This is a genomic window from Streptomyces sp. NPDC028368 (assembly GCF_055565615.1).
In genome coordinates, this window is sequence record NZ_JBVHTY010000002.1 from 583,315 (window position 1) to 605,862 (window position 22,548).

Consider the following 22,548-nt stretch of genomic DNA (forward strand, 5'->3'; position numbering starts at 1 on the left):
GCTGTCGCATGGCCGTTTCGCGCGGGCTGTACGGGGTGGTACAGGGGCCGTGCTCGCAGCGCGCCCGGCGGCGCGGTGACTGGCGGTGAACTCTAGAGCGCTGTTCGACGGCCCGGCAGTGGCGCTGACCAGGATGTGACGCTCTTGTTATGACCTGCGATGAGCGTTATGCCCTCATGGTCCTTACATCCGGGGGGCGGACGCGGTGTGGAAGGTGAACTCGCACTTCCGTGGGGGAATGTGGACCGGGGTGTCGGATCGGCGTCCGGTTATCGGATGGGGTGGGCGCGGGGGCGCCGGCGCCGGTGCGGGGCCGGGTGGAGGGAGCCGTTGCGGGATGAAGGGGGTGTGACGCAGTGTTACGGGAATGCGTACGGCCCCGCTCCCGGTGACCGGGTGCGGGGCCGTGGCGGCGGTGTGGATCAGGTGCGGTAGGCGTCGAGGTCCACTTCGCGCAGCAGGCAGGTCAGCCGGGCGGTGCACACCCGCTTGTCGGCTTCATCGGTGATCGCGATCTCGTACGTGGCGGTGGACCGGCCGCGGTGTACGGGTGTGGCGATGCCGGTGACCAGGCCGGAGCGGGCGCCGCGGTGGTGGGTGCAGTTGAGGTCGACGCCGACGGCGAGTTTGGTGGGGCCGCCGTGCAGCATGGAGCCGACCGAGCCGAGGGTCTCGGCGAGTACCGCGGAGGCGCCGCCGTGCAGGAGTCCGTAGGGCTGGGTGTTGCCCTCGACCGGCATGGTGCCCACGACGCGTTCCGGGGCGGCCTCGAGGACGCGTACGCTCATCCGCTCGCCGAGGTGCCCCGCGGAGAAGAGGGCGGGCAGGTCGAGGCCGAGGCCGGACCACTGGTCGAGGATCTCCTGCGGAAACTTGGTCGTGCTCTGCTCACCCATGGCCTACGGCTCCGTTCGCTCGCCCGTGATCGTCGTCGATCCGTGCCTGTTCCTATCAGGCCCCTGAGCGAGCGCTCAGCGCGGGGTGTCCTGGTGGGGGCTCTCCAGGCGGATCACCACGGACTTGGCCGCGGGGGTGTTGCTGGTGTCGGCGGTGTGGTCGAGCGGGATGAGGACGTTGGTCTCGGGGTAGTAGGCGGCCGCGCAGCCGCGTGCCGTGGGGTAGTGCACGACCCGGAAGCCGGGCGCGCGCCGCTCGCTGCCGTCCTTCCACTCGCTGACCAGGTCGGTGTATGTGCCGTCGGCCAGGCCCAGGGCGCGGGCGTCGTCGGGGTGGACGAGCACGACCCGGCGGCCGTTCTTGATGCCGCGGTAGCGGTCGTCGAGGCCGTAGATGGTGGTGTTGTACTGGTCGTGCGAGCGCAGCGTCTGCAGCAGCAGCCGTCCTTCGGGGAGGGCGGGGTATTCCACCGGGGCGGCGGTGAAGTTGGCTTTCCCGGTGGCGGTGGGGAAGCGGCGGTCGTCCCTGGGGGCGTGCGGGAGGGCGAAGCCCGAGGGGCGGGCGACCTTGGCGTTGAAGTCCTCGAAGCCGGGGATGACGTGCGCGATGCGGTCGCGGATCGTCGCGTAGTCCTTCTCGAACTCCTCCCAGGGTGTGCGGCTCGCCTCGCCCAGGACCCGGCGGGCCAGGCGGGCGACGATCGCCGGCTCGGACAGCAGCCGGTGGCTCGCGGGCTCCAGGCGGCCGCGGGAGGCGTGCACCATGCCCATGGAGTCCTCGACGGTCACGAACTGCTCGCCACTGCCCTGGAGGTCGCGCTCGGTGCGGCCGAGTGTGGGCAGGATCAGGGCGCGCGCGCCGGTGATCACGTGCGAGCGGTTGAGCTTGGTGGAGACGTGCACGGTGAGGCGGGCGCGGCGCATGGCGGCCTCGGTGACGTCGGTGTCGGGGGTGGCGGCGACGAAGTTGCCGCCCATCGCGAAGAACACCTTGGCCTGCCCGTCGCGCAGCGCGCGGATGGCCCGTACGACGTCGAGGCCGTGTTCGCGGGGCGGCGCGAAGCCGAATTCCTTCTCCAGGGCGTCGAGGAAGGCGGGTGCCGGGCGCTCGAAGATGCCCATGGTGCGGTCGCCCTGGACGTTGCTGTGGCCGCGTACGGGGCACACGCCCGCGCCGGGGCGGCCGATGTTGCCGCGCAGCAGCAGGAAGTTGACCACTTCCTGGATGGTGGGGACGGAGTGCTTGTGCTGGGTCAGGCCCATCGCCCAGCACACGATGGTGCGCTTCGAGGCGAGGATCATGGCCAGTGCGCGGTCGATCTCCTCGCGGGTCAGGCCGGTGGCGCGCAGCGTCTCGTCCCAGTCGTCGTCGGCGCGGGCGGCCCGTGCGAACTCGTCGTAGCCGTGGGTGTGTTCGCGTATGAACTCCTCGTCGACGGCGCCGTCGGTGTCCAGGACGAGGCGGTTGAGGGCGCGGAAGAGTGCCTGGTCGCCGCCGAGGCGTACCTGGAGGAAGAGGTCGGTCAGGGCGGTGCCGCCGCCGGTCAGGCCGCGCGGGGTCTGCGGGTTCTTGAAGCGTTCCAGGCCGGCCTCGGGCAGCGGATTGATCGAGATGATCTTCGTTCCGCCGGCCTTGGCCTTCTCCAGGGCGGTGAGCATCCGGGGATGGTTGGTGCCCGGGTTCTGCCCGGCGATGATGATCAGGTCGGACTTGTAGAGGTCCTCCAGCAGGACGCTGCCCTTGCCGATGCCGATGGTCGCCGTCAGGGCCGAGCCGGAGGACTCATGGCACATGTTGGAGCAGTCGGGGAGGTTGTTGGTGCCGAATTCGCGGGCGAAGAGCTGGTAGAGGAAGGCGGCCTCGTTGCTGGTGCGGCCGGAGGTGTAGAAGACGGCCTCGTCGGGGGAGCCGAGCGCCGTCAGCTCCTCGCCGATGATGTCGAAGGCGCGCTCCCAGGGGACGGGGACGTAGCGGTCGGCGCCTTCGGCCAGGTACATGGGGTCGGTGAGGCGGCCCTGCTGGCCGAGCCAGTAGCCGCTGCGGGAGGCGAGGTCGGCGACGGGGTGCGCGGCGAAGAAGTCCGGGGTGACGCGGCGCAGGGTGGCCTCTTCGGCGACGGCCTTGGCGCCGTTCTCGCAGAATTCGGCGGCGTGCCGCTTGTCGCCCTCGGGCCAGGCGCAGCCGGGGCAGTCGAAGCCGTCCTTCTGGTTGACGCGGAGCAGCGTCAGGGCGGTGCGCTTGATCCCCATCTGCTGCTGGGAGATGCGCAGCGCGTGAGTGATGGCCGGCAGGCCGACGGCGGCGTGCTGGGGTCCGCTGACCTGGGGTGCGTCCTGGACGGGGTCCGACGTGGGCGGCTTGCCTGCCATGGCGCTCTCCCTTGAGCCGTGTACTGTGCCGGGCCGCCGGGGACGGGGCGGGCCGGGTCCGCCGGGGACGGGGCGGATCGTTGCCGTGCGCATCCGATCCTGTCACGGCCGGCCGGGGCGGTGTAGCGGTGCGCTGGTGATCGCCGGGCGGTGCGGGCGGGGGCGGGGCGTTGGCGGCGGGGATTGTCAGTGGGGCGTGGCAGGATCGGGGGCGTGGCAGCAAAGGCAGCGAAGAAGAGCGAAGCGACCGGCACCGACACGGCGGCGGGCGGCCGTCCCCGTCTGCTCCTGATGGACGGGCATTCCATGGCATACCGGGCGTTCTTCGCCCTGCCCGTGGAGAATTTCACCACCGCCACGGGGCAACCGACCAATGCGATCTACGGCTTCGCGTCGATGCTCGCGAACACCCTGCGCGACGAGGCGCCCACGCATTTCGCGGTGGCCTTCGACGTCTCGCGCAAGACCTGGCGCTCGGCGGAGTTCCCCGACTACAAGGCGAACCGCTCCAAGACGCCCGACGAGTTCAAGGGCCAGGTCGAGCTGATCGGCGAGCTGCTCGACGCGATGCACGTCAAGCGCTTCGCCGTCGAGGGCTTCGAGGCCGACGACGTCATCGCCACGCTCACCCACCAGGCCGTAGCGAAGGGCTTCGAGGTCGCCATCGTCACCGGCGACCGCGACTCCTTCCAGCTGGTCTCCGAGGACGTCACGGTCCTCTACCCCACCAAGGGCGTCTCCGAGCTGACCCGCTTCACCCCGGAGAAGGTCTTCGAGAAGTACGGCCTGACCCCCGCCCAGTACCCGGACTTCGCGGCGCTGCGCGGCGACCCGTCCGACAACCTCCCCGGCATCCCGGGCGTCGGCGAGAAGACCGCCACCAAGTGGATCAACCAGTTCGGTTCGTTCGCGGAGCTGGTCGAGCGCGCCGAGGAGGTCAAGGGCAAGGCGGGCGCCAACCTCCGCGAGCACCTGGACTCGGTCAAGCTCAACCGCCGCCTGACGGAGATGGTCCGCGACGTCGAGCTGTCCTGCGGCCCCGACGAGCTGACCCGCGAGGCCTACGACCGCGAGGCGCTCCAGGTGTTCCTGAACGCCCTGGAGATCCGCAACCAGGGCCTGCGCGACCGGCTGCACGCCGTCGACCCGGGCGCCGAGGAGAGTGCCGAGGAGGCGACGCCGGCCGCCGGCGTCGAGGTGGACGGCACGGCCCTGGGCGCCGGCGAGCTCGCCCCGTGGCTGGCCGAGCACGGCGGCGGCCCGCTGGGCGTGGCCACCGTCGACGTGTGGACGCTGGGCAGCGGCAGCGTCGCCGAGGTGGCGCTGGCCGCCCCCGACGGCCCGGCCGCCTGGTTCGACCCGGCCCAGCTGGACGAGGCCGACGAGCGGGCCTTCGCCGCCTGGAGCGCGGATCCGGCCCGCCCCAAGGTGATGCACAACGCCAAGGGCCTGATGCGGGTCTTCGGCGAGCACGGCTGGCTCATCGAGGGCGTGACGATGGACACCGCGCTGGCCGCCTATCTGGTCAAGCCCGGCCGCCGCTCCTTCGCCCTGGACGCCCTGTCCATCGAATACCTGGGCCGCGATCTGGCACCGGCCGCCGCCGGGGACGGCCAGCTGGCGTTCGGCGCCGACGAGGAGGCCGAGGCGGACGCCCTGATGGGCCAGGCACGCACGGTCCTCGACCTGGGCACCGCGTTCGAGGCGAAGCTGGCCGAGGTCGGCGCCTCCGAGCTGCTGCGCGATGTGGAACTGCCGACCAGCGCCCTGCTGGCCCGCATGGAGCGGGCGGGTATCGCCGCCGACCGGGGCTGGCTGGAGCGGATGGAGCAGCAGTTCGCGGGCGCCGTCCAGCAGGCCGTCCAGGAGGCGCACGCCGCCGCGGGCCACGAGTTCAACCTCGGCTCGCCCAAGCAGCTCCAGGAGGTCCTCTTCGGCGAGCTGGGCCTGCCCAAGACCAAGAAGACCAAGACCGGCTACACCACCGACGCCGACGCCCTGGCCTGGCTTGCCGCGCAGACCGAGAACGAACTCCCGGTGATCATGCTCCGCCACCGCGAGCAGGCCAAGCTGCGCACCACGGTCGAGGGCCTGATCAAGACCATCGCCGCGGACGGCCGCATCCACACCACCTTCAACCAGACCGTCGCCGCCACCGGCCGGCTGTCCTCCACGGACCCCAACCTCCAGAACATCCCGGTGCGTACGGACGAGGGCCGGGCGATCCGCCGCGGCTTCGTCGTCGGCGAGGGCTTCGAGTCGCTGCTGACCGCCGACTACAGCCAGATCGAGCTGCGCGTGATGGCCCATCTCTCCGAGGACGAGGGCTTGATCGAGGCCTTCACCTCCGGCGAGGACCTGCACACCACCGTCGCCTCCCATGTCTTCTCGGTCGCCAAGGACCAGGTCGACCCGGAGATGCGCCGCAAGATCAAGGCGATGTCGTACGGCCTGGCATACGGCCTGTCGGCGTTCGGCCTCTCCCAGCAGCTGGGCATCCAGCCCGATGAGGCCCGCAAGCTGATGGACAACTTCTTCGAGCGCTTCGGCGGCGTACGCGACTACCTCCAGCGCGTCGTCGAGGAGGCCCGCGCCACCGGCTACACCGAAACGATCCTCGGCCGCCGCCGCTACCTCCCCGACCTCAACAGCGACAACCGCCAGCGCCGCGAAATGGCCGAGCGGATGGCGCTGAACGCCCCGATCCAGGGCACCGCCGCCGACATCGTCAAGATCGCGATGCTGCGGGCCGACGCCGCGCTGCGCGCCGAGAAGCTTCAGTCCCGGATGCTGCTCCAGGTGCACGACGAAATCGTGGTCGAGGTGGCGCACGGCGAACGCAAGAAGGTCGAGGAACTGCTCCGCCGGGAAATGGCCGCCGCGGTCGAACTGCGCGCCCCACTGGACGTCTCGGTCGGCTCCGGCAAGGACTGGGAGTCGGCGGCACACTGACGGACCTCCCCGAGGGGCGGGGCGGCGGCGGCCGACCGGGGACCGGCGTCCGGCCGCTGTCCCGCAGCCATCCCGCCGCCGCCCTCCGGCCCCAAGGCGCGCGCCCGACGGCCGCGCAGCGCTTTGCCGATCACCCGGTGCGCCACGGGAATACCGCCCAGGGCCCGCCGCGTTGTGGCCCCGCAGGGGGCGCTCGCATCCCCTACGGGATCTGTTCGCCCACCCCTTAGGGAGACGCCGCCCCCGCCATCCGGTCCCGTTCGCCACGACCGTCGTCCGCCTCATGGGCCCGTCGCGAGCGGCGGTGCAGCAGGCGTACGGCCACCGCGTAGAGCGGCAGCCCGAGGACGAGACCGGCGCCCGCGCCGAAGAGGGCGGACGGGAGATAGTCGAACCAGGTGGCCGTGCCGCCGTAAACGGCGTACGCGCGCAGGGTGCGCTCACCGGCCCCGGCCAGGACACACAGCGCGAGCGGGGCGCTCAGCAGCAGCCGCAGCCGGACGGTCAGCGCGGGCACGGCGGCCGGCGGCCCCTCGTCGCGGCCGTACCGCAGCGCCGTCCACAGGAACCAGCCGATGGCCGCGAGCGCGAGCGCCGAAGTGCCGTACTGCAGATACATGGCGACCGGCAGACCGCCCACCCTCTGGTCCAGGCCGGGAACCAGCCGGGTGCCCCAGCGGCCCGGGTGGGTGAACGCGTCCCACACGACATGCGACGCGCAGCCGAGCACCGCGGACAGGTAGAACCAGCCCGCAAGCGCGGCGAGTTGGCGCAGGCCCCGCGGCCGCCGGGCGCGGCCGCGGGCGAACGCGTACGCCCGTCCCTGCCATGCCCGGGGAAGCAGCGCCGACAGCGGTTCGCGCACCAGCAGCCAGCCGCCGGCCAGCGCCGCGGTGATCGCGGCATCCACCGTCAGCACACCGGGCAGACCGTGCGTCACCTCGCCGAACGCCATGGCGCCCGGCACCACCGTGTCCGCGTAATACGTCAGATCCGGCGCGAACGACCCCGCAACGAGCGCCGAGGCGATCAGCGGACCGCGCCCCGTGCCCGTCCGGCGGATCATCGGGAGCACCGCGGCGGCATGACTGAGCGTGAACGGCATGGCCCCCTCCTCGATCGATTCGGATCATTATGTCGGCCGATGGGAGTGGTAGCTGCTCGGCCCGAGTTGTCGTAGTCTCGCCTGAGTTGGAGCGCCGGGGGGCGCGATACCGCGCGCTGCGCGCGGTAGGGCAACGCGGAGGGGACGGCAGGCATGGCAGCCAGATTCGGGCGACGGCTCCGGCGGGGGGCGGCCTCCACGGCCGTGGCGGCGCTGGCGCTGGCCGCGCTGACCGCCTCTCAGGCACCGGGCGCCCTGGAGAACGTGGCCGCAGGCGAACCGGAGCCGGCCCCACCGCACGCCGACACCCCCATCGACGGCGGCTCGGCCTACTACACCGATCTGCCGCCCCGCAACAGGCCCGCCCCGCCGAGAAGTTCACAGCACCCCGGCGGCGGCCGCATAGCCACCGGACCCGCCCAGGCGGGCATCCCCGCCACCGTCCTGGCCGCGTACAAGAAGGCCGAAGCGCGCATCGACGCAGCCGTCCCGGGATGCCGGCTGCCCTGGCAGCTGCTCGCCGGAATCGGCAAGGTCGAATCCGGCCAGGCCCGCGGCGGCGCCGTCGACGCCGCCGGCACCACCCTCGCGCCGATCCTCGGCCCGCAGCTCAACGGCCATGGCTTCGCCCGCATCGACGACACCGACGGCGGCCTCCTGGACGGCGACCGCACCCACGACCGCGCCGTGGGCCCGATGCAGTTCATCCCGTCCACCTGGTCCAACGGCGGCCCCGCAGGCACCGGTTGGGGCGCCGACGGCAACGGCGACGGCAAGAAGGACCCCAACAACGTCTTCGACGCGGCACTCGCCGCCGGCCGCTATCTCTGCGCCGGCGGCCGCGATCTGTCCGTACCGGGCGACCTGGACCGCGCGGTCCTCGGCTACAACGACTCCGCGGAGTATCTGCACACGGTGCGCTCCTGGTACGCCTTCTACCGCACCGGAACCCACGAGGTACCGGACGGCAAGGGCGTGCTCCCGGTGCGCCGGGGCGGCGCCGGCGGTGACGGCAGCGGCCCGGCCGGCGGCGGCACGCACCACAGGCGCGACGCCGGCGGCACGCAGGGAAGGACCGCGGGCCCCCACCGCCCGCCCCGCCACAAGGCACCCCAGGAACCGGCCCGCCCCGGCAACCCGTCCGGCACCCCCGACCCCTCCGGCAAGCCGGCCCCGCCCCCGGCCCCGAAGCCCGCCCCGCCCCGGCCCGACGGCCACGCCCCCCTCGCCGCCCTCGACCGGACCGGCGACAAGGACCTGACCGCCACCGCCGGCGCCGAGTTCCCCGCATCCCCGCAGGTCCGTGCCGAGGACGCGGACGGCAAGCCGGTCGCCGGCGCCCCCGTCCGCTTCACCCTCCCCGGTACCACCGACACCCGCTTCCCCGGCGGCGCCACCACCGTCACCGTCACCACCGGCAAGGACGGCCTCGCCACCGCCCCCACGCTGCGCGCAGGCCACAAGACCGGCGCGTTCACCCTCCGGGCGACGGCGGTCGGCCGCGCCGTGCCTGCCGTCGACTTCGGCGCCACGGTCACGGCGCAGCCGGCGCCGAAGGCCGACCGGCTCGCCCGTACCTCCGACAAGGAGCTGACGGCGACCGCCGGACAGGCATTCGCCGAGGACGCGGTCGAGGTCGAGGCGACCTGCCGGGGCAGGATCGCGGCGGGCGTGCCGGTCACCGCCACCATGATCACCAACGCCCCGGAGCGGACCGGCGACCCCGAGAAGCCCGTGGAGAACGACAAGGGCCCCTACTTCAAGGACCCCGAGGCCACCGGCGCCGACAAGGACAAGCCGGTACGTACCCTGACCACCCTCACCACGGACGCCGACGGCCTGCTGAAGCTCCCCAAGATCTACACCGACAGCCACACCGGGACGTTCCTGCTGCGGCTGACCACGGCCGACGGCACGCGGCTCACCATCGAGCTGAAGGTCACGGCCCCGGCCGGCGCATAGCCCGCCGCGCCCCCGGGGCGCACCGCCGCCCCCGGGGCGCACCGCCGCCCCCCGACACATCGCCGTCCGGCCCGCCGTCCAGGGCCGGACGGCGATGTTCCCCAGCCATGTGCGACGTGTTCTCATCTCGGCTCCCCGTTGCTACGGTGCCCCCGCCCTGACGCCGTATCAGTTCTTCAGCTCCAGCAGCTCTCCGGGAGGCCGACCATGCGCGCCCTGACAGCAGCCGCCGCCGGACTGGCCGCGGCCCTCGCCCTCATCTTCACCATCACGGCGACCGGCGCCCCCAGCGGCACGACCTCACCCGAGCCGCTGCTGACCACCGTCCCCAAGCACCCCTGAGACCGGCACCCGAGACCGGCACCCCGAGACCGGCACCCCCGAGGGAGGGACGCCACCACCATGCGCCGCAAAGCCAGCCTGGTACTGCTCGCCTTCGCCGTCTTCTTCACCGCACTGTCCCCACTGATGCGGTGGTACGCCTTCCCCCGGCTCGCCAAGATCCCGGCCGGCCAGTACCAGGACATGGTCCTGGAGGCCAGGCCCGCCACCCTCATCGACTACGGGACGATGAAGGCGAAGCAGGTCCCCAAGGTCACCATCGTGCAGACCCTCAAGGGCAATGTCGCCGAGTCCGACCGCATCGAGAAAACCGCGGGCCGCGACGTCGTCGTCTGGGACACGCTGTCCTACGTCGCCGGACCCGACGGCAAGATGGTCTCCGAGATCCCCGAGCGCTACATCTTCGACGCCCACTCCCAGGAACCCGTACACGCCACCGGAGAAATGGTCGACGGCGACCGGGTGCACCGCGAGGGCATCGAATACAAGTGGCCCTTCCTCACCGAGAAGCGCGACTACACCTACTTCGACGCCCAGACCCGCACCTCGGCCCCCATCCACTACAAGGGGACGCGCACCTTCCGCGGCCTGGAGGTCTACTACTTCGAGCAGACCATCCCCTGGACCAAGGTCCCGCTCCCCAAGAAGATGCCGGTCAAGGGCATCACCCCGCAGGCCGTCGAAAAAATGGGCACCACCCGCTGGTACACCACCAAGCGCATGTTCTGGGTGGACCCGGTCACCGGAGCGCCGGTCAACGGCCAGGAGATCCACAAGGAGGAGCTGCGCGGCGGCGATCTGCTGCCCGGCGGCGGCAAGGTCACCGCCTTCGCCGGCCATGTGAAGATGCGCGCCGACTACGTCGACTCCACCGTGGCCCTCGTCAGATCCCAGCGCACCCTGGTCCTGCTGCTCACCAGCTACCTGCCCTGGGGCTTCCTGGCACTGGGCGCCGTGCTGCTCGCCCTGAGCCTGCACCTCGAGGCCCGCAGCCGCCGCCCCGGCGCCGCGCCGCCCGCACAGCCCCTGCCGTCCGAACTCAGCCCCGCCTGAGCCGCGCCGCCGTGTGCCGGGTCGGCTCGGCCGTCGAAGGATCCTCGGGCCAGGGGTGCTTGGGATAGCGCCCGCGCAACTCCGCCCGTACGGACCGGTATCCCTCCCGCCAGAAGGAGGCCAGATCCGCCGTCACCGCGGCCGGCCGCCCGGCGGGGGAGAGGAGATGCACGAGCACCGGGACCCGGCCCCCGGCCACCCGGGGCGAGGCCTGCCACCCGAACAACTCCTGCAGCTTGACCGCCAGCACCGGCTGCCCGCCGCGGTAATCCACCCGCACCCGGGAACCGCTCGGCACCTCGATACGCTCCGGCGCCAGCTCGTCGAACCGCGCCGCATCGCCGGATGCCCACGGCAGCAGCCGGGCCAGCGCCGCCCCCGCGTCGATACGCTCCAGATCGGCCCGCCGCCGCGCCCGCCCCAGCTCCACCCCCAGCCACTCCTCGACCCGCTCCAGCAGCGCCGCATCCGACACATCCGGCCACGGCGCACCCACCTCCCGGTGCAAGAACGCCATCCGCAGCCGCACCGATGCGCCGCCCGCCGTCCAGCGCAGCAGACCCGGCCCCTCCCGCCGCAGGCCCGCCACCACCGCCTCCCGCAGCAGCGCGGGACCGGGCGCGGCCAGCGGCCGGGCCGAGAGCTCGATCGCCCCCAGCCGGGTCACGCTCCGGGCCACCACGTCCCCCTCCGACCAGCGCACCTCCTCGCCCGAGGAATACAGCGCCCGCGCCGCGGCACACGCCGTCCCCTCATCGATCACCGCCGCCAGCCGCACCCGCGCGGACGCCGCCGCCACCGGCCGGTCCGCCACCGCGACCGCCAGCCACCGGGCATCGCGCAGAGCCGAACCCTCCCCGGCCGGCTCGGCCCCGGTCCCCGACGCCATCAGAAAACTGCCCGCCCCCCTGGCCCGCGCCACCCGCTCCGGAAACGCCAGCGCCGCGACGAGCCCCGCATCGGCATCGTCACCACCGCCCGTCCCCGTGTCGGCGGCCGCCCCCTCGGCCGCCGACACCAGCCGCCGCACCTCCTGCCGCCACCGGGCCGCATACGCATCACCGCCCCGGCGCGCCGTACGCCACGCCGCCGCCAGATCGTCCCCGTAGGCCCGCGGCGGCTCCTCGCTCAGCAGCGCCACCACCTCCGCGGCCCGCCGCACCCCCACCTCCCGCGCGCCGTCCAGCAGCGCCCGGCCCAGCCGGGGGTGCAGCCCGAGCCGCCCCATCCGTACGCCGCGCTCCGTCGCCCGGCCGTCCGCGTCCACCGCGCCGACCGCCGTCAAAACCTCCCGCGCCGCGGCCAGCGCACCGGCCGGCGGCGCGTCCAGCAGCGCCAGCCCGGCCGCCTGCGGATCACCCCAGCACGCCGCCTGCAGCGCGAACGCCGTCAGATCGGCGACCTTGATCTCCGGGTCCGGGAACCGCGGCAGCCGCCCGTGCTCACCCTCCGGCCAGCAGCGGTAGACCACCCCCGGAGCCTCGCGCCCCGCCCGCCCGGCCCGCTGCCGCGCCGCCGCCTGCGAGGCCCGGACCGTAGCCAGCGCGCTCAGCCCCCGCGCATGATCCATCCGCGGCACCCGCGCCAGCCCGCTGTCCACCACCACCCGCACCCCGGGAACGGTCAGACTCGACTCCGCCACCGAGGTCGCCAGCACGACCCGTCGCCCACGGCCCCCGCTGCCCGCCAGCACCGCGTCCTGCACCTCGGCCGGCGCCCGCCCGTGCACCTGCAGCACCTCGGCGTCCACCCCGCCCAGCTGCGCCGCGACCCGCCCGATCTCGCCCACCCCGGGCAGAAAACACAGCACATCGCCCGACCGCTCATCCAGCGCCCGCCGCACCACCGCGGCCACATGCGCCAGCTGCGCCGGATCGACCCGCATCCCGTGCGGTGGCCGCACCGGCCGCTCCACGGGCGCCCACACCACCTCCACGGGGTGCGACACGCCCGCCGCCTCCACCACCGGCGCGGGCCCCTGCGAGCCGCCCAGCAGCCGCGCCCACCCCTCGGCATCCGTCGTCGCCGACGCCGCCACCAGCCGCAGCTCGGGCCGCAGCGTCTCCCGTACGTCCAGCAGGAAGGCCGCGCAGGTATCGGCGTCCAGATGCCGCTCATGGCACTCGTCGAGCACCACCACATCCACCCCGGCCAGCTCGGGATCGCGCTGCAGCCGCTGCAGCAGCACCCCGGTGGTCACCACCTCCACGACGGTACGGGGCCCGGCCCGCCGCTCACCGCGCACCGTGAACCCCACTTGTTCCCCGGCTTTCTCGCCCAGCAGCCAGGCCATCCGCCGCGCCGCCGCACGGGCCGCGATCCGCCGCGGCTCGGCGACCAGTACCCGCCGCACCGGCCCCGCACCCGTCAGGCCCGCGAGCTCCAGCGGCACCAGCGTCGTCTTGCCGGTCCCCGGCGGCGCACAGAGCACGGCCGTACCCGCCCCGTCGAGGGCCTCCCGCAGCGCGGGCAGAGCGGTACGGACAGGCAGCCGGTCAAGAGCGTCACGCTGGATCACGGCCCCAGTCTGCCGCCCCGGCGGCGCCCGCCGTCCCTCAGGGAGCGCAGGCGGGCGCCACACAGACGAAGATCGCCGTGCCCGGGATCAGATTCCCGCGCAGCGGGGACCAGCCGCCCCACTCCTGGGCGTTCCATTCCGGCCATTGGGGCTCGACCAGATCCACCAGACGGAACCCGCCCGCCACCACATCCCGCACCCGGTCGCCCACCGTCCGGTGGTGCTCGACATACACCGCCCGGCCGGTCTCGTCCTGTTCCACGTACGGCGTGCGGTCGAAGTACGAGGCCGCCACCGAGAGCCCCTCGGGGCCCGGCTCGTCGGGGAACGCCCAGCGGACGGGATGGGTCACGGAGAACACGAACCGGCCACCGGGCCGCAGCACCCGGCGCACCTCACGCAACACGCGCACCGGATCGGCCACAAAAGGAATCGCGCCGTACGCGGAACAGGCCAGGTCGAACGAGCCGTCGCGGAACGGCAGCGCCCCGGCGTCCGCCTCCACCAGCTGCGTCCCGCCCGGCGCCCCGCCGTCGATCCGCAGCGCGTGCTGCAGTTGCCGGTGGGAGAGGTCGAGCGCCACCGGGCGAGCCCCCTGCGCCGCCAGCCAGCGCGAGCACTGCGCCGCGCCGGCCCCGATCTCCAGGACCCGCTTCCCCTTCAGCTCCGCCGCCGGCCCCAGCAGCCCGGCCTCCGCCTCGTCCAGCCCCTCGGGCCCCCACACGAACCGGTCGTCCCCCAGGAACGCGCCGTGCTCGCTCTGGTACTCGTCCGCGTTGCGGTCCCACCAGCCCCGGCTGGCCCGGCTGCTTTCGGTGTCCGAGGCGTCACGTCGGGTCGCCTCCGGCTCATGCTCTTGGTTCATCGCGCCCGTCGTCGTAGTCTTCGCTCTGCTTGGAGCTGCAGGGACTGTGAGGCCGTTCGGCCTCGCGGAACACCGCGTGTGCCGGTTATAGGGCGTTGTGCCCCGGGTGTGCGCGTTCGCGCATTGACCGTGTCCGGCTGCGCCCGTATGCTACAAGTTGCGCTGCGGGCTTGCGCGCCTCAGACGGAGCAGGCCGCGCTCGCATCTGTATGTACCCCTCGGTTTTTGAGGCGTTTCGGGTGTTCCGGCAATGGACGGGGCTTCCGGAGGACGCGCCTCGACGCTGTCCGGCTTATGCAGAGGCGATACCGGCTCTCGGCGTAGCAGTACCTACGACTTCAATGTCCGCACCGGAGCCCTTACCCACATGACGAGCAGCACCGAGACCACCGCCACCACCCCGCAGGTTGCGGTCAACGACATCGGTAACGAGGAAGCCTTCCTCGCCGCGATCGACGAGACGATCAAGTACTTCAACGACGGCGACATCGTCGACGGCGTCATCGTGAAGGTCGACCGGGACGAGGTCCTGCTCGACATCGGTTACAAGACCGAAGGCGTGATCCCGAGCCGCGAGCTCTCGATCAAGCACGATGTCGACCCCAACGAGGTCGTCGCCGTCGGTGACGAGATCGAGGCCCTGGTTCTCCAGAAGGAGGACAAGGAAGGCCGCCTGATCCTCTCGAAGAAGCGTGCCCAGTACGAGCGCGCCTGGGGCACCATCGAGAAGATCAAGGAAGAGGACGGGATCGTCACCGGTACCGTCATCGAGGTCGTCAAGGGTGGTCTCATCCTCGACATCGGCCTCCGTGGCTTCCTCCCGGCGTCCCTGGTCGAGATGCGTCGCGTCCGCGACCTCCAGCCCTACGTGGGCAAGGAGCTCGAGGCCAAGATCATCGAGCTGGACAAGAACCGCAACAACGTGGTCCTTTCCCGCCGTGCCTGGCTGGAGCAGACCCAGAGCGAGGTCCGCCAGACCTTCCTCACCACCCTCCAGAAGGGTCAGGTGCGCTCCGGCGTCGTCTCCTCCATCGTCAACTTCGGTGCCTTCGTGGACCTGGGCGGCGTCGACGGTCTCGTCCACGTCTCCGAGCTGTCCTGGAAGCACATCGACCACCCGTCCGAGGTTGTCGAGGTCGGCCAGGAGGTCACGGTCGAGGTCCTGGACGTCGACATGGACCGCGAGCGCGTGTCCCTGTCGCTCAAGGCGACCCAGGAAGACCCGTGGCAGCAGTTCGCCCGGACCCACCAGATCGGTCAGGTCGTCCCGGGTAAGGTCACCAAGCTCGTTCCCTTCGGTGCGTTCGTGCGCGTCGACGAGGGCATCGAGGGCCTGGTCCACATCTCCGAGCTGGCCGAGCGCCACGTCGAGATCCCGGAGCAGGTTGTCCAGGTCAACGACGAGATCTTCGTCAAGGTCATCGACATCGACCTCGAGCGCCGCCGCATCAGCCTCTCGCTGAAGCAGGCCAACGAGGCATTCGGTGCCGACCCGTCGACGGTCGAGTTCGACCCGACCCTGTACGGCATGGCCGCGTCCTACGACGACCAGGGCAACTACATCTACCCCGAGGGCTTCGACCCCGAGACCAACGACTGGCTCGAGGGCTTCGAGAGCCAGCGCGAGGTGTGGGAGAACCAGTACGCCGAGGCGCAGACGCGCTTCGAGCAGCACCAGGCTCAGGTCATCAAGTCCCGCGAGGCCGACGAGCAGGCGGCGGCCGAGGGTGCTGCGGCTCCGGCGGCGGCCGGTGGCGGCAACGCCGGCGGCGGCGCCACCGTCTCCGGTGGCTCGTACTCCTCGGAGTCGGCGGACAACTCCGGCGCCCTGGCGTCGGACGAGGCCCTGGCCGCGCTCCGCGAGAAGCTGGCCGGCGGCCAGAGCTGAGCTCTTGCCACTAGGCACTAGCCGATAGACGAAGGCCCGTTCCCCTCAGGGGGAGCGGGCCTTCGTCGTATCCGGCGTCGTCTCCGGGGCTTTGGGGGTCAGCCCACGGGGATGCCCGGGTTGGCGACGCCCCGGCCGCCGGTGACCGTGTTGTCGCCCGCGATGGTGACCGGGCAGCCGTACCGCGCCGCAGCCCCAGCCCGGCTGCTGGGTGTGAGTCTCGTATCCGCTGTTGGTGGTGTGCCGGCCCGTGTTGTCCTCCACGACGGCCTTGTTGCCCTTGATGTCGACCCATGAGTCGTCGAAATTGGCGCCGGTCCCGCGACGGAGGCCGTGAAGTTGCCGTTGTAGGTGCCGTCGGCGAGCTGAACGGTGTCGCCGGGCTTGGCGGCGGCGAGCGCGTCCTTGAGCTGGGACGCGGTCGATACGTCGATCACGCGGGTGGGGGAGGGGCCGGGGCCGGGGCCGGGGTCGGGGTGTCGGCGGGGGTGACGGTGAAGACGACTCCGGCTGCCGGCAGGGCGGCGGCCGAGACGGTGGTGAGGGGTCCGGTGCGCATTCAACTGCCTTTCCCTACATGAATGTTGGGCGGGAGTGTGAATCGCGAGGGTGGTGGTGAAGGTAGGGCTGCCGGGTGTGGGACGTCCAGCTTGGGGGCGGGAGTGGGAAGTGGGGGTAACTGCGTTCAAGGGGGCTGTGGTGTGGGGGATTTCCGGTCTCGGTGGCGGATTCGAGTATTTCGGAGACTTCGGTTATTCCGGGCACTACGCGGCTCCCGAGGCGGACGGAGTGAGGGCGTGAACTCATCCGTACGGCTGGGGTGCACGGTGCGCGCCGGGTGAGTGGCATGCGTGGTGCGGGAGTGGCGTGACACGTGCGGGGCCGCGTGGGGGCGGATTTGCGTCGTTGGCGGGGATCGGGGTGCCGGTCCGGGAATGCAGGCCCGCGTCCCGACGTTCTTGCACACGGACACGAGGAGGAGCGGTCACTGTGTTGGATCCCCAGGGGTTGTACGAATGGGAGCCGAGCGGGCTCGCAGCGGTTGAGGCGATCGCCGCGTCGGACTCCGCCGGACTGGTGCTGCTGTACCACTTCGACGGCTACATCGACGCCGGCGAGACCGGCGACCAGATCGTGGAGCGGCTGCTGGAGGGCCTCTCGCACCGTGTGGTCGCGCGCTTCGACCACGACCGGCTGGTCGACTACCGCGCCCGGCGGCCGCTGATCACCTTCGAGAGCGACCGCTGGACCGCCTTCGAGACCCCCAGCATCGAGCTACGGCTTGTCGAGGACGCGACCGGAGTGCCCTTCCTGCTGCTCTCGGGCCTCGAGCCCGACGTGGAGTGGGAGCGCTTCGCGGCCGCCGTGCGCCAGATCGTCGAGCGGCTCGGCGTACGACTGTCGGTCAACTTCCACGGCATCCCGATGGGCGTCCCGCACACCCGGCCCGTAGGCATCACGCCGCACGGCAACCGCACCGACCTGATGCCGGGGCACACCAGCTTCTTCGACGAGGCGCAGGTGCCCGGCAGCGCGGAGTCGCTGATCGAATTCCGGCTGGCCGAGGCCGGACACGACGTACTGGGCGTGGCGGCCCACGTGCCGCACTACATCGCCCGCTCCGCGTACCCAGACGCCGCGCTCACGGCCCTGGAAGCCGTCACGGCGGCAACGGGCCTGGTGCTGCCGAGCGCGGCGCACTCGCTGCGCATGGAGGCGCTGCGGACACAGGAGGAGATCGAGCGCCAGATCTCACAGGGCGACGAGGAGCTGGTCGCGCTGGTCAGCGGGCTGGAGCACCAGTACGACGCGGTGGCCGGAGCGGAGACCCGCGGGAACCTGGTCGCCGAGCCGGTAGAGCTCCCCTCGGCCGACGAGCTCGGCAGGGAATTCGAACGCTTCCTGGCGGAGCGGGAGACCGACGGGGGCGGGGGCGGCGCCTGAGGGTGGCTGCCGGCCGCTCCGGCCCGCCGGGATTACGGGCCGCAACGGGCGTCCCGTCCCGGGGGCTGCGCCCCGTGCCCGGCCTCCGGGCGGCGACCGTATAGCGTGGGCGCATGGTGAAGGTGGGGCTGACCGGCGGCATCGGCGCGGGCAAGAGCGAGGTATCGCGACTGCTGGCGTCATACGGTGCGGTGATCGTGGACGCGGACAAGATCGCACGCGAGGTAGTCGAGCCGGGGACGCCCGGACTCGCCGCGGTGGTCGGGGAGTTCGGAGACGGTGTACTCGCCCCCGACGGCAGCCTGGACCGGCCGAAGCTCGGCCGGATCGTCTTCGCCGACCCCGGGAAACTGAAGGCACTGAACGCGATCGTGCACCCGCTGGTGGGCGTGCGCTCGGCCGAACTCGAAGCGTCTGCGGGGCCGGACACCGTCGTCGTCCACGACGTTCCGCTGCTGACGGAGAACGGCCTGGCCCCGCTGTACGACCTGGTCGTCGTCGTCGATGCCGCACCGCAGACCCAGCTGGACCGGCTGGTACGGCTGCGCGGGATGGCGGAGGACGAGGCGAAGTCCCGGATGGCCGCCCAGGCAACCCGCGAACAGCGGCTGGCGGTCGCGGATCTCGTCATCGACAACGACGGTCCGCTGGAGGCACTGGAACCGCAGGTCCGCGAGGTGTGGGAGCGACTGCGAGGCGCCTGAGAGCGGACGATAGCCTCGCCGCCATGAGTGCTACCGATCCTGCCTCCCAGACGCCCGGTGCCGGGCCCGCCGCCACCCCGCCCTCGCCTTCTTCTTCCGCTTCTTCTTCCTCCTCCACTTCTTCTGTATCCGACGGTTCCATGTCCGCGCCGGCATCGTTCGTGGTGAACATCCCCGGCTTCGCGGAAACCGACCTGGAGGCGGAGCCGCTGGATCCCGGCCAGATCGTCTCGGGTGAACCGGTGGTGACGGGCAAGGTGCTGTGGGAGTCGCCGGACGGCAAGCAGATCCGGGGCATCTGGCAGATCACCCCCGGGGTGGTGACGGACACCGAGGCCAACGAACTCTTCGTGGTCGTGAGCGGGCGCGCCACCATCGAGGTCGAGGGCGGCTCGGTGCTCGAGGTGGGACCGGGCGACGCCTGTGTCCTGCGCGAGGGCGACCGCACGCGATGGACCGTGCACGAGACGTTGCGCAAGGCGTACCACATCAGCCTGTAACGGGCGCGAGGGCAGGTGGGGGCGAGGGTGGGCACGCGCGGGGCCGGTTTCCTGCCCTGCCGGCCGGTTCCCTGCCCTGCCGGCCGGTTCCCTGCCCTGCCGGTCGGTTCCCTGCCCTGCCGGCCGGGAATGTGGTGACCGACGCGGTTGTTGTGCCGCACGTAACGCCGTACGGGTGGCTGACGGAGCCGCCCGTACGGCCACGGAGAGGAGACGACCGTGCCCGAACGCAGCCCCGAGACGGATGTCATCGACTTCCGCGCCGCGGAGCACCTGCTGGCGGCCCGCGACCCGCGCGGCGCGATCCGGCTGCTGGATCCGGTCATCACCGCCCACCCCGAAAACACCGCGGCCCGCCTGCTGCGCGCCCGCGCTTTCTTCCTGGCCGCACAACTGAGGTCGGCGGAGCTGGAGTTCCAGATCGTCCTGGAGCGCGAGCCGGCCAACGCCTTCGCCCATTTCGCCCTGGCCCGCACCTTGGAACGCGCCAACCGCTCCGACGAGGCCCTGCGCCACTTCCGTCTCGCGGCGGCGTTGGACCCCCGCCCGGAGTTCATCGAAGCAGCCCGCTTCGCACCGGGCGGCGGCAACGGGAACCGCGGGCCGGGCACGGGCGGCGCCGCCGAGGGGTGAGGCTCTGGCTTGGGCTTGGCTGGGGCGATGCCTTGGGGATGCACTGGGACTCCCGGCGCGGCCGCCGGCCTGGGGCCCCGCCCCCCCGGCCCCCACCCCGCCCCCGCCTCGCCCTCCTCCTCCGTTTGCTCTTGTCCACGTTCGCGATATGGCTCGCGGCCGTGGTTCGTCGCGGTACGGCTCGGCAGTCTCCTCGTACGGAACCCCCGCAGCCGCGCCCCGGGCAAGCCAGTTGCCGAGGGTTCCGCGCGCTCGTGGAGCCGCGCGGCACCAAGGTGGGGTCCGCTGTCCCACCCGTGCCTGAGCCTCACGGTCTGGTGTCGCGCCTTCGGCCGTTGGCGCTCCAGTGGCCGCGGACGTCATTCCGGCCGTGATCGGGTTCGTAGGGCGGTATGTCCTTGCCCGGCTGGTAGTGGGGTCCCTGGTGGAGGTGCCGTATCACGATGACCAGGTCCGTGGCTGCCAGCATCGCCAGGGCGGCACATGCTGCCGCCCACTCCGGCCGTCCGGCCATGACGAAGGCCACGGCTCCGGCGATGGCCCACAGCAGTCCCCACAACGCCAGCCCACGGCGGATCTTCAGCGGGCTGCGTGCCTGAAGCGGCTCATTTCCTGTACGCATCGGCGCCCATCTCCCACCTCCAGGATCCTCCCGATCGATGAATCAGTCACTGGCCCGGGTCGTTCCGTGAGGCGGCCGGGCCATGCTTCGCCCCGGGCCGTGATTCCGCGTCGCGGATCCGGTCCTCCGCCTGGTCAGCTGCCCTGCCCTTCTCTTCCGTTTCGAGCGGTCGGTGTCGTGGCGGCGGCGGATACGGGGTACGGATCGCCGGCCGGGTGGCTGTTGATCCAGGACAGGCCACCGATGTCGAGCTGCGACCGGGCGCGTGTCACGGCTACGTAGGCCAGGCGCGCCTCGTCGACGTCGATCGGGCCGGGGAGCGGGGCTCCGTCCTCCCCGTGCTCGTCGAGATCATCGGGGCCCGTGAAATCGTCCGCGATGTGCACGCTTGCCCATTCGCGTCCCTTGGCCCGATGCGCCGTGGAGACCGTCACCTCGGCGGAATCCTCTGGAGAGAGCCGGTGCATGGCGCGTAATACGGCTGCCGTGCCGTGCTCGTCGATGAGCTCCACCAGCGGGAGCAGATCCCGTCCGGCCGGGTCGAATTCCGCGTACTCGCGTAGTTCGGGCCAGGACTCGAAGAGCATGAGCTCGGGATGCGCGGTGCGCCGGCCCGCCTCGAGGTCGTGTGCGGCCCGCGCCAGTGCGCTCAGCGTCTCGCCGCCGCCCGCGAGCGCGACCCTGCGGTTCGCCGCCAGCTGCCGTATCACCTCGACCATGGCCCCGACATTCGACCGGCACAGAATCGCCTCGGGGGTGGGCACCGTTCGCAGCTCCGTCGCCAGCTCGGGTGAGCCCGTGAGTCTGATGGGTGCGCCGACGATCGCCAGCCAGCGGTTGGCCTCCGTGGCCAGCGCCGGACCGAAGCGGAAGGAACGGGAGAGGGTGAGCCGTTCGCCGTCGAATCCCGTCATGACATCGCGCGCCCCGCGCCAGCCATAGATGGCCTGGGCGGAGTCGCCGACCAGCACCAGCTGAGCATGGTCGCGCTGGGCCGAGAAGACCCGCTCGACGACGGGATTGGTGTCCTGCGCTTCGTCCAGCAGCAGGAAATCCGCCGGGATCACGGGTTCTTGCAGCGCCCACATCTTGAGGTAGTGGTCGTGCTCGAAGCGGACGACGCCGCGCTCCTGATGCTGAAGATCGGACCAGGCCTTGCGTGCGTAGGGCAGGACGAGGCCGGTGAGTTGATCGTGCAGGGCGTCCGGTGCGACGCCGCGCAAGGGCGGGACGTGGTGCGGTGCGATGTCCTCGTCGGCCGACTGGCAGAAGCGGGTGACCGTGCGCAGGACCGTGTAGGAGAGCGCTTTGTTGTTGACCTTGCGGGCGCCGACGCGCACCGACATGTCCTCATCGATGCCGAGGGTCGCGCCTGTCCTCCATCCGGCTTGCCGGGGGGCGTTCATCCGTGCCTGGTAGTTCCTTCCGACCGCGGTGTAGGCGAGGGAGTGGGCGGTTCCGCAGGTCGCTTCGGCGGGGAATTTCCTGGCGGCGTCGCGTGCGATGGCTCTGTTGAAGGCGATGTACCGGCCGGGTCGGCCCCGACGCCGCGCCGTGTGCGCGAGCATCGCGAGGGTCGTTGTCTTGCCCGTGCCGGCACCGGCCTGCATCACGAGGTGTGCGCCGGTCCCAAACGCTTCGGCCGCGGCGGCCTGCTCGGGTGTGGGGGTGTACATGAGGGCTCCTCACCGAACTGGAATAGTTACCGAGAGTGACTGTGTGACTGACTGTAGCGGCTCGCGAGGCGACGCGCGGATGTGTTTTACGACCTGTGGATAACTTTGGTCCGGCGCGGGGCGGCGAGGTGGTCGGGGCCGCGGGCCCGGACCCGCACGACACCGTTGACCTGCGAGAAAAACGTGGCCATCGCCGTGCGAACCGCGTTGTCAGTGCCGTGTGTTTCCATCGATTCCAGGCAGAGCTGCAGTGGCGGAACCGCCGTCGCCGGGCAGAGGCGGGCGCCGGGGCGAGCGGTGCGGGGCGGCGCCGGCCGCGACCGTAGACTCGCAGGTCGGGTCGGCAGCAGAGCGCCGCGGTCGGGGCGGAAGGAGCCGCGGGCGGGGCAGGACGGGTGGGCGTCGCGGGCGGTGCGGAGCGGTCGAGCGGCAGGGCGAGGACGAGAGGTCGGCATGGCGAGGAGGTGGGGGACGGACGTGGACGGTACGGAGGCGGTGAGCGGTGCGGCAGCGCGAGC

17 protein-coding genes and 1 pseudogene are annotated in these 22,548 nt (G+C 72.0%); 9 read left to right on the forward strand and 9 right to left on the reverse strand.

Annotation, left to right across the window (positions count from 1 at the left end; genetic code table 11):
- Nucleotides 1-422 precede the first annotated feature (422 nt).
- Nucleotides 423-896: a PaaI family thioesterase gene (locus tag ACZ4S3_RS06115; protein WP_467926593.1), complete on the reverse strand. Its 474-nt coding sequence runs from the start codon at nt 894-896 to the stop codon at nt 423-425.
- 75 nt (nt 897-971) lie between these two features.
- Complete coding sequence (locus ACZ4S3_RS06120) at nt 972-3,266, reverse strand: FdhF/YdeP family oxidoreductase (RefSeq protein ID WP_467926594.1); 2,295 nt, start codon at nt 3,264-3,266, stop codon at nt 972-974.
- A gap of 213 nt (nt 3,267-3,479) precedes the next feature.
- On the opposite strand from ACZ4S3_RS06120, the gene polA reads away from it, so the two are divergent.
- A complete protein-coding gene (gene polA / locus ACZ4S3_RS06125; protein ID WP_467926595.1) occupies nt 3,480-6,218 on the forward strand; it encodes a DNA polymerase I in 2,739 nt (912 codons plus the stop codon).
- A gap of 226 nt (nt 6,219-6,444) precedes the next feature.
- On the opposite strand, the gene ACZ4S3_RS06130 is transcribed toward polA, so the two are convergent.
- Nucleotides 6,445-7,323: a DUF4184 family protein gene (locus tag ACZ4S3_RS06130; RefSeq protein WP_467926598.1), complete on the reverse strand. Its 879-nt coding sequence runs from the start codon at nt 7,321-7,323 to the stop codon at nt 6,445-6,447.
- A gap of 153 nt (nt 7,324-7,476) precedes the next feature.
- On the opposite strand from ACZ4S3_RS06130, the gene ACZ4S3_RS06135 reads away from it, so the two are divergent.
- From ACZ4S3_RS06135 to pgfA, 3 genes are all read left to right on the forward strand, one after another.
- A complete protein-coding gene (locus tag ACZ4S3_RS06135) occupies nt 7,477-9,285 on the forward strand; it encodes a lytic transglycosylase domain-containing protein (protein WP_467926603.1) in 1,809 nt (602 codons plus the stop codon).
- Nucleotides 9,286-9,492: 207 nt separating this feature from the next.
- Nucleotides 9,493-9,627 (forward strand): SPW_0924 family protein, encoded by a 135-nt coding sequence (locus tag ACZ4S3_RS06140; protein ID WP_467926608.1) that lies wholly within the window; start codon nt 9,493-9,495, stop codon nt 9,625-9,627.
- A gap of 60 nt (nt 9,628-9,687) precedes the next feature.
- Nucleotides 9,688-10,680 (forward strand): cell envelope lipid trafficking protein PgfA, encoded by a 993-nt coding sequence (gene pgfA, locus ACZ4S3_RS06145; protein WP_467926613.1) that lies wholly within the window; start codon nt 9,688-9,690, stop codon nt 10,678-10,680.
- Here the strand turns inward: pgfA and hrpB are convergent.
- Nucleotides 10,667-13,198 (reverse strand): ATP-dependent helicase HrpB, encoded by a 2,532-nt coding sequence (gene hrpB, locus ACZ4S3_RS06150; protein ID WP_467926618.1) that lies wholly within the window; start codon nt 13,196-13,198, stop codon nt 10,667-10,669. The genes pgfA and hrpB overlap by 14 nt on opposite strands.
- A gap of 37 nt (nt 13,199-13,235) precedes the next feature.
- Entirely contained in the window at nt 13,236-14,063 is an 828-nt protein-coding gene (locus ACZ4S3_RS06155) for a class I SAM-dependent methyltransferase (protein WP_467926622.1), read from the reverse strand.
- A 367-nt stretch (nt 14,064-14,430) separates the two neighbouring features.
- Here ACZ4S3_RS06155 and rpsA point away from each other — a divergent pair, with 367 nt between their 5' ends.
- A complete protein-coding gene (rpsA, locus tag ACZ4S3_RS06160) occupies nt 14,431-15,951 on the forward strand; it encodes a 30S ribosomal protein S1 (RefSeq protein WP_467926627.1) in 1,521 nt (506 codons plus the stop codon).
- Nucleotides 15,952-16,049: 98 nt separating this feature from the next.
- Here the strand turns inward: rpsA and ACZ4S3_RS06165 are convergent.
- Together ACZ4S3_RS06165 and ACZ4S3_RS06170 are read right to left on the reverse strand one after the other, a co-directional pair.
- Nucleotides 16,050-16,269 (reverse strand): annotated as a pseudogene (locus tag ACZ4S3_RS06165) (right-handed parallel beta-helix repeat-containing protein); the annotation flags it as partial.
- 115 nt (nt 16,270-16,384) lie between these two features.
- A complete protein-coding gene (locus ACZ4S3_RS06170; RefSeq protein WP_467926630.1) occupies nt 16,385-16,510 on the reverse strand; it encodes a hypothetical protein in 126 nt (41 codons plus the stop codon).
- A gap of 431 nt (nt 16,511-16,941) precedes the next feature.
- Here ACZ4S3_RS06170 and ACZ4S3_RS06175 point away from each other — a divergent pair, with 431 nt between their 5' ends.
- The 4 genes from ACZ4S3_RS06175 (at nt 16,942) to ACZ4S3_RS06190 (ending at nt 19,732) form a co-directional block, all read left to right on the forward strand.
- Nucleotides 16,942-17,895: a PAC2 family protein gene (locus ACZ4S3_RS06175; protein WP_467926634.1), complete on the forward strand. Its 954-nt coding sequence runs from the start codon at nt 16,942-16,944 to the stop codon at nt 17,893-17,895.
- Nucleotides 17,896-18,008: 113 nt separating this feature from the next.
- Complete coding sequence (gene coaE, locus ACZ4S3_RS06180; protein WP_467926638.1) at nt 18,009-18,599, forward strand: dephospho-CoA kinase; 591 nt, start codon at nt 18,009-18,011, stop codon at nt 18,597-18,599.
- A gap of 140 nt (nt 18,600-18,739) precedes the next feature.
- Nucleotides 18,740-19,099, forward strand: a complete 360-nt coding sequence (locus ACZ4S3_RS06185; protein ID WP_467926642.1) for a cupin domain-containing protein — start codon at nt 18,740-18,742, stop codon at nt 19,097-19,099.
- 219 nt (nt 19,100-19,318) lie between these two features.
- On the forward strand, nt 19,319-19,732 hold the full coding sequence (locus ACZ4S3_RS06190) for a tetratricopeptide repeat protein (RefSeq protein ID WP_467926646.1): 414 nt from the start codon (nt 19,319-19,321) through the stop codon (nt 19,730-19,732).
- 307 nt (nt 19,733-20,039) lie between these two features.
- Here ACZ4S3_RS06190 and ACZ4S3_RS06195 read toward each other — a convergent pair whose 3' ends face one another.
- Both ACZ4S3_RS06195 and ACZ4S3_RS06200 read right to left on the reverse strand, forming a co-directional pair.
- Nucleotides 20,040-20,354, reverse strand: coding sequence for a DUF6343 family protein (locus ACZ4S3_RS06195; protein WP_467926650.1), 315 nt, complete (start codon nt 20,352-20,354; stop codon nt 20,040-20,042).
- Nucleotides 20,355-20,488: 134 nt separating this feature from the next.
- A complete protein-coding gene (locus ACZ4S3_RS06200; protein ID WP_467926654.1) occupies nt 20,489-22,030 on the reverse strand; it encodes a UvrD-helicase domain-containing protein in 1,542 nt (513 codons plus the stop codon).
- Nucleotides 22,031-22,548 lie beyond the last annotated feature (518 nt).